General features: G+C 37.6%; 5 protein-coding genes. 3 read left to right on the top strand and 2 right to left on the bottom strand.

The genetic code is table 11. From position 1 onward, the window contains the following. Window positions 1–17 precede the first annotated feature (17 nt). Together B2145_RS13320 and B2145_RS13315 are read right to left on the bottom strand one after the other, a co-directional pair. A complete protein-coding gene (locus tag B2145_RS13320; protein ID WP_291103135.1) occupies window positions 18–2,219 on the bottom strand; it encodes a penicillin acylase family protein in 2,202 nt (733 codons plus the stop codon). A 22-nt stretch (window positions 2,220–2,241) separates the two neighbouring features. Next, the gene (locus B2145_RS13315) at window positions 2,242–2,694 is read right to left on the bottom strand and encodes an Lrp/AsnC family transcriptional regulator (protein ID WP_291103133.1); all 453 of its coding nucleotides are present in this window, start codon (window positions 2,692–2,694) and stop codon (window positions 2,242–2,244) included. 149 nt (window positions 2,695–2,843) lie between these two features. Between B2145_RS13315 and rocD the strand changes: the two genes are divergently transcribed. The 3 genes from rocD to B2145_RS13300 all read left to right on the top strand — a co-directional run bounded on the left by rocD (window position 2,844) and on the right by B2145_RS13300 (window position 5,888). Then, window positions 2,844–4,097 (top strand): ornithine--oxo-acid transaminase, encoded by a 1,254-nt coding sequence (gene rocD, locus B2145_RS13310; protein WP_291103131.1) that lies wholly within the window; start codon window positions 2,844–2,846, stop codon window positions 4,095–4,097. A 6-nt stretch (window positions 4,098–4,103) separates the two neighbouring features. Further along, on the top strand, window positions 4,104–5,066 hold the full coding sequence (locus tag B2145_RS13305) for an arginase (protein WP_291103128.1): 963 nt from the start codon (window positions 4,104–4,106) through the stop codon (window positions 5,064–5,066). A 264-nt stretch (window positions 5,067–5,330) separates the two neighbouring features. Continuing rightward, window positions 5,331–5,888 (top strand): hypothetical protein, encoded by a 558-nt coding sequence (locus B2145_RS13300; RefSeq protein WP_291103126.1) that lies wholly within the window; start codon window positions 5,331–5,333, stop codon window positions 5,886–5,888. The last annotated feature ends 112 nt before the right edge of the window (window positions 5,889–6,000 follow it).

Below are 6,000 nucleotides of genomic sequence, written 5' to 3'. Positions count from 1 at the left end.
TGAAATAACTAGCGGTATTATTCACCGGGATGATAGGTTCGTTCCGCATTTTTTAGAACATCCTCTTTATAAAACAGAACGTCCTTGAATTCTCCTTTTCGATACATTTCTGCTTGGTCATTAAAGTGTTTGGATAGTGGGTCGCCACTGTTTCCGCCCGCAAGCAAAGACTTGGCTTTTATTTTATCGCCAAATTCCACCACGCACACAAAACTATTGCCGCTAGATCCATATCTTTTTTTGGTGTCTTTTTGATAATTGCCTCTAAATGAAGGCAAACAGCCCCACAGTGAAGAAGTATAACCAATAGGCAAACTTTCCAAAGTATCGTTATAAACGAGGTCAATAGCGCCAGAGGGTCTTTGAAAGCGATTGATTTCGCCCCACGGAATTTGCCATTTGCCAAATTTGGTTTTCAATTCATTAACCACCATTTGCAATTGAGGGAGCAGTTGATCGGCCGTGGCGTTTTTTGCGAAATTTTTCGTGTTTTCCACCTGATCTGATTCGCCTTGGTTAATATATACTTTTTGAATAATTGGGTATAATTTTGTTGCCCATTCGACGGCCAATGTTGTCGCAACTGAATTTTCATTGGAATAATAATCCCAGTTTTTCAATACGGCTATTGGTTCGGCCAAATCATTGTACAGCGGGTCACCTGGTTTTATATTTTTATCAAAACTGGCGGTCAGTGGAGGAATCAATACCTCGAAAGCGGTGAGATAAGTGTTGTAGCCATCTGCGATTACTTTGTCTAAAGTATATTTATTTCCTTTGCTTAAAATACGGACTGCATTTATGGCCCTGAAATTTTCACCATCGGGCGCCATATAGGAAGGGTAGTTTTCTTTTTTCGGACTATTGGCACCAGCCACGGAAAAGGGGGTAGAATTACAGTTCTGCAACCATCCGTTTACAGGATTGTATGAATGAACGGATTGGGAAACCTCGTGCAAGCCTTTCCATTGCGTTGCCGAAGTTGTGCCGTCCATAACCTTCGCCCAATTTAAATTCTTGTCTCGAATAGGAATGAAGTTTCCGTGCCAATAGGCTATGTTTCCTTTGCTATCGGCAAAAACAGTGTTATTTGAAGTGTTGGCTTTCAAATCCATTGCTTTTTTATAATCGTCAAATCCCTTGGACTTCGTTCTTACCCAACTTTGAACCAGACTATTCATCGAACGGTTATTCGATTTTAGACTTATCCATTTCTCGTCTCTCTTGGCCATAATAGGACCATGAATTGTAAAGTAAGTCTTGAATTTTTTGCTTTTTAGCTTTCCGTTTTCAGAGTAATTTATGGTGATTGCTTTTTCGATGACAGGCAGTAATTTTTTGTCGTATTCGTAAAACAATTTTTTGTTTTTGGTCACTATTTTCTCGGCATATATGTCGGCTACATCCACGGCTGACGAAGTATGCATCCAACCGCAATTCTCATTGAATCCTTGATAAATAAAAAATTGTCCCCAGGTTACTGCTCCGTATACATTCAATCCTTCCTCGCTGTGTACTTGCACTTCGGGTCTAAAATAAAAAGTAGTATGCGGATTGATATAAAGTATTGCATTTCCCGAAGCCGTTTTAGAAGGAGCCAAAGCAAAACCATTAGAGCCGGTTTGCATGTCTTTCTCTCTTTCCACGTAAGCTACTTTATCAGTATTATCGGAGTAAAAAGCTTTAAGTTCCCCAGTGGAAAGATCGGCGGTGCTTATGGCACCAATGCTTCCGTCAGTCCAGAGCAAAGGATACCAAGGTTCAAAATGGTTTAATAAAGCGGGCTTTACTTCGGGATGATTGTATAAATAGAAGTTGATTCCGTCAGCATAGCCGTTCAATACTTTTTTTAACCAAGGAGCCGCTTTTTTATAATCGGCTTTTGCCTCATTTACATCGATTAAAAGACGTGTTTCTAAATCATTATACAAAAACGATTGCCCATTAATTTCTGACAGACGCCCCAGTTTTTCTACATAATTCATTTCGATGCGTTTAAAATCGTCTTCGCATTGTGCGTAAAGCAATCCAAATACGGCATCGGCATCTGTCTTGCCGTAAATATGTGGAATTCCCCAATTGTCACGGATAATGGTGACTTCTTGAGCTAATTTTTTGAGTCTATTGATTTCTTTGGTATCTGCTTTTTGAGAAATTGCCTGAAAACTGATACAGAAGAATAGCAGTCCCAATTTTATGTAATTCTTGTAATTTTGCATTTTTTTTGAATATTAGTTTTTACTATAGTGTAACATTTCGCTTGAAAGCGCAACCTAGTTCCATTATGGAATCGGTTTTTGAAATACCGGGAATATTGTCGATTTTTTCATATAGCACCTTACGCATATGCTCGTGATTTCGGGCAATGATTTTGATGTAAAGTGTGTATAAACCCGAGATGTAATAGCATTCGGTGATTTCGGGAATTTTTTTCAATTCTTCGATAATTCTACCCGAATCTTGGTCTTTGTTTAAAGTAATTCCCGTGAAAGCACCCCAGTCATAACCAATTTTTTTCTCGTTGATTACCGGTTTTATTCCTGTGATAATCCCCTGTTCCATCAATCGGTTTACGCGTTGATGAACCATCGTGTTCGATATTTTCAAATTGGCGGCAATTGTTGAATACGCCATTCGGCCATCTTTTTCCAATTCCTTGATAATTTTAGTGTCGAATTCATCTAGTATTTCCATAATAATTTAGATTAAAATGACTTATATTTTCGTATAAAAATAAAATATGACTTATTTTAAACAAATATAAGTCAAAATTATTATTTTTTATTGCGAAATAAAAATTTTAATTACTTTTGTATTTAAACGGTTTAAAAAAACAAAGTGCTATGGAACAAATATATCAAACCCTTTCTTCAAAATCTGAAGAAATGATAAAAAAAGAGAATAAATATGGAGCCCACAATTACCATCCATTGCCTGTCGTTCTCGAAAGAGGAGAAGGCGTTTTTGTTTGGGATATGGACGGAAAAAAATATTACGATTTTCTCTCGGCATATTCCGCGGTAAACCAAGGGCATTGTCACCCGAAAATTGTGAATGCGATGATCAAACAGGCGCAAACATTGACTTTGACCTCGCGTGCTTTTTATAATGACCAATTGGGAAATTATGAAGAATATGTAACCCAATATTTTGGTTTTGACAAAGTGTTGCCAATGAACACGGGAGCCGAAGCGGTGGAAACGGCACTTAAATTATGCCGAAAATGGGCTTATGAGGTAAAAGGAATTCCTGAAAACCAAGCACAAATTATCGTTTGCGAAAACAATTTCCACGGAAGAACCACGACTATTATTTCGTTTTCGAATGATGAAAGTGCCCGTAAAAACTTTGGCCCTTTCACGGCTGGATTTATCAAAATTCCTTATGATGATATTGAAGCTTTGGAAAAAGTTTTAAAATCGACAAATAATATCGCCGGTTTCTTGGTTGAACCTATTCAAGGCGAAGCAGGAGTTTATGTTCCTTCCGAAGGTTATTTGGCGAAAGCCAAAGCACTTTGCGAGCAACATAATACCTTGTTCATCGCTGACGAAGTGCAAACCGGAATTGCGAGAACCGGAAAATTATTGGCAGTGCATCACGAAAACGTGCAACCCGATATTTTGATTTTGGGAAAAGCACTTTCTGGAGGTGTTTATCCGGTTTCGGCAGTATTGGCCGATGATGAAATTATGAACGTGATTAAACCCGGACAACACGGTTCCACTTTTGGCGGAAACCCAATTGCTGCGGCGGTTGCCATTGCCGCTCTCGAAGTAATTCGTGAAGAAAAATTATCCGAAAATGCAGAGCGTTTAGGAATTATTTTGAGAAAAGGATTGAACGAAATTGCGCAAAGAAATTCTTTGATTACATTGGTTCGAGGAAAAGGATTGCTGAATGCGATTGTCATTGATTGCGATGAAGAATCCGATTTGGCTTGGAATATTTGTATGAAATTCAGTGAATACGGATTATTGGCAAAACCAACGCACGGCAACAAAATTAGATTGGCGCCGCCATTAGTCATTACTGAAAGTCAAATATATGACTGTCTGGCAATTATCGAAAAAGCATTGAATGATTTTAGAAAATAGAATCGTATGGAACCAGTTATAAAATTAATAAAGAATCGGTCGGACATTGGCGCAGGAACAAGAGGTTCTGATATGGGAGTTGATGCCATTGAGATTGCGGCAATCAACCAAAACAGCGATTATTTCAACCAGTTTGAATTTGAAGACGTGAAAACGCATAACGAATCCATTTATGATAAAAACCGAAGTACTTTTGCCAAAAGAATTGAGCACGTTGTAGAACAATGCACTCGAGTTTGCAATGCTGTCAGGATAAATCTGGAAGCCAAATTTTTTCCCATCGTTTTGTCTGGAGACCATTCTTCGGCTTTGGGAACGATAAGCGGCATCAAGGCAGTTTATCCCGAACAAATATTGGGAGTTATTTGGATTGACGCCCACGCCGATTTGCATTCGCCTTACACTTCGCCTTCGGGAAATATTCACGGAATGCCTTTAGCAGCGGTGATTGCCGATGATAATTTGGATTGCCAAATAAACGAATTGGCTCCCGAAACCCAACAATATTGGGAAGAAATGAAAAATATTGGTTGCAAAGGCGCGAAAGTTTTGGCTGAAAATTTGGTATATTTTGGTGTTCGAGACACCGAAGAAGCAGAAGACAAGCAAATCGAAAAATTGAAAATCAGGAATTACAAAGTGGATGAAGTCCGGTATCGCGGACTCAAAACCTGCGTGAAAGAAGCCTTGGATAAATTGTCCCATTGCGATATTTTGTATGTTTCTTTTGATGTGGATTCGATGGATTGTGACTTGATTTCTTACGGAACAGGAACGCCGGTTCCAAGAGGTTTTGACCAATATGAAATCATCGCTATCATCGACCAAATTATCGAAACCAGAAAAGTGGTTTGCATCGAATTTGTTGAAGTCAACCCACTTTTGGACAACAAAGGAAACAAAATGGCCGAGACGGCATTCGAGGTTTTGGAGCATATTACCGCCACCGTTTTATTGCCAAAAGAATGATGGTTTACTCTTTGTAAAATAATTGATTCCTATTATCAGTTGCCCTGACCTAATGGCGGCAAGACTCCCGAAATTCACATTCACCCAATCCTCAAAAATTGACAGCAGATAAAAAGCCGTTTGATGATTTGTAATAAAAATATTATTTATATATTTGTTTAGAATCCGCTATTCAATAGCGACAATCTACCCGATTTTGGATGTATAGTCGCTATTCTGTAGCGAGTATATACAAGTTAGCAGAAACCTTAAACCAAAATTACAATGAAAATTAAACTTCTAATGTTAATTGTCTTTTTCTCAACATTTTCATATTCACAACTAACGAAAAAGAATTGGTTAGTTGGAGGAAGTGGTAATTTTAAATACACTAAAGTCGAAAAATTATCAGACGGAACAAAGCCATATGATGATAGAATGATTTTTAATATTTCCCCCAATATAGGGTATTTTTTTTATGATAAATTAGCAGCAGGTGTAAAATTAAGCTATACATATGATAATCGGTATCATCAAAAATATCAATACTTTGGAGCTGGACCGTTTATTCGTTACTATTTTTTAAAACCTGAAAACAGAATAAATTTATTACTTCAAGCTCAATATAATTATTATGGTGGTGGTGGAAAAACAATAGATGGTAATGATACTGGAAAGTTTCATAATAATGGTTATGGATTTAAAACTGGACCAGTAATTTTTTTTAATAGTAGCGTTGCTTTAGAATTGACACTTGATTATAACTCAACAAGATTAAACAGTACTGAATTAGAAAGTGAATTTATGCTTGGTTTAGGTTTTCAAATTCATTTAGAGAAATAAAGGCTTCTGCAAGGGTTTCGTTGCGTGCGCAGCACGAACAATGAAACCCGTGTTGAACGGAACCGGAATACCTGCCGTTAACACTATGGAGTTATCGTAAAGATTTCAGAAA

The organism is Flavobacterium sp. UBA5153, from assembly GCA_002413745.1.
Taxonomy (GTDB): Bacteria; Bacteroidota; Bacteroidia; order Flavobacteriales; family Flavobacteriaceae; genus Flavobacterium.
This window is presented reverse-complemented; position numbering and strand designations above follow the sequence as displayed.

What these genes read in the sequence shown, in the direction of transcription:
- B2145_RS13320 (WP_291103135.1), bottom strand. Translation starts at nt 2,219, where the DNA reads ATGCAAAATTACAAGAATTACATAAAATTGGGACTGCTATTCTTCTGT.
- B2145_RS13315 (WP_291103133.1), bottom strand. Translation starts at nt 2,694, where the DNA reads ATGGAAATACTAGATGAATTCGACACTAAAATTATCAAGGAATTGGAA.
- rocD (WP_291103131.1), top strand. Translation starts at nt 2,844, where the DNA reads ATGGAACAAATATATCAAACCCTTTCTTCAAAATCTGAAGAAATGATA.
- B2145_RS13305 (WP_291103128.1), top strand. Translation starts at nt 4,104, where the DNA reads ATGGAACCAGTTATAAAATTAATAAAGAATCGGTCGGACATTGGCGCA.
- B2145_RS13300 (WP_291103126.1), top strand. Translation starts at nt 5,331, where the DNA reads ATGAAAATTAAACTTCTAATGTTAATTGTCTTTTTCTCAACATTTTCA.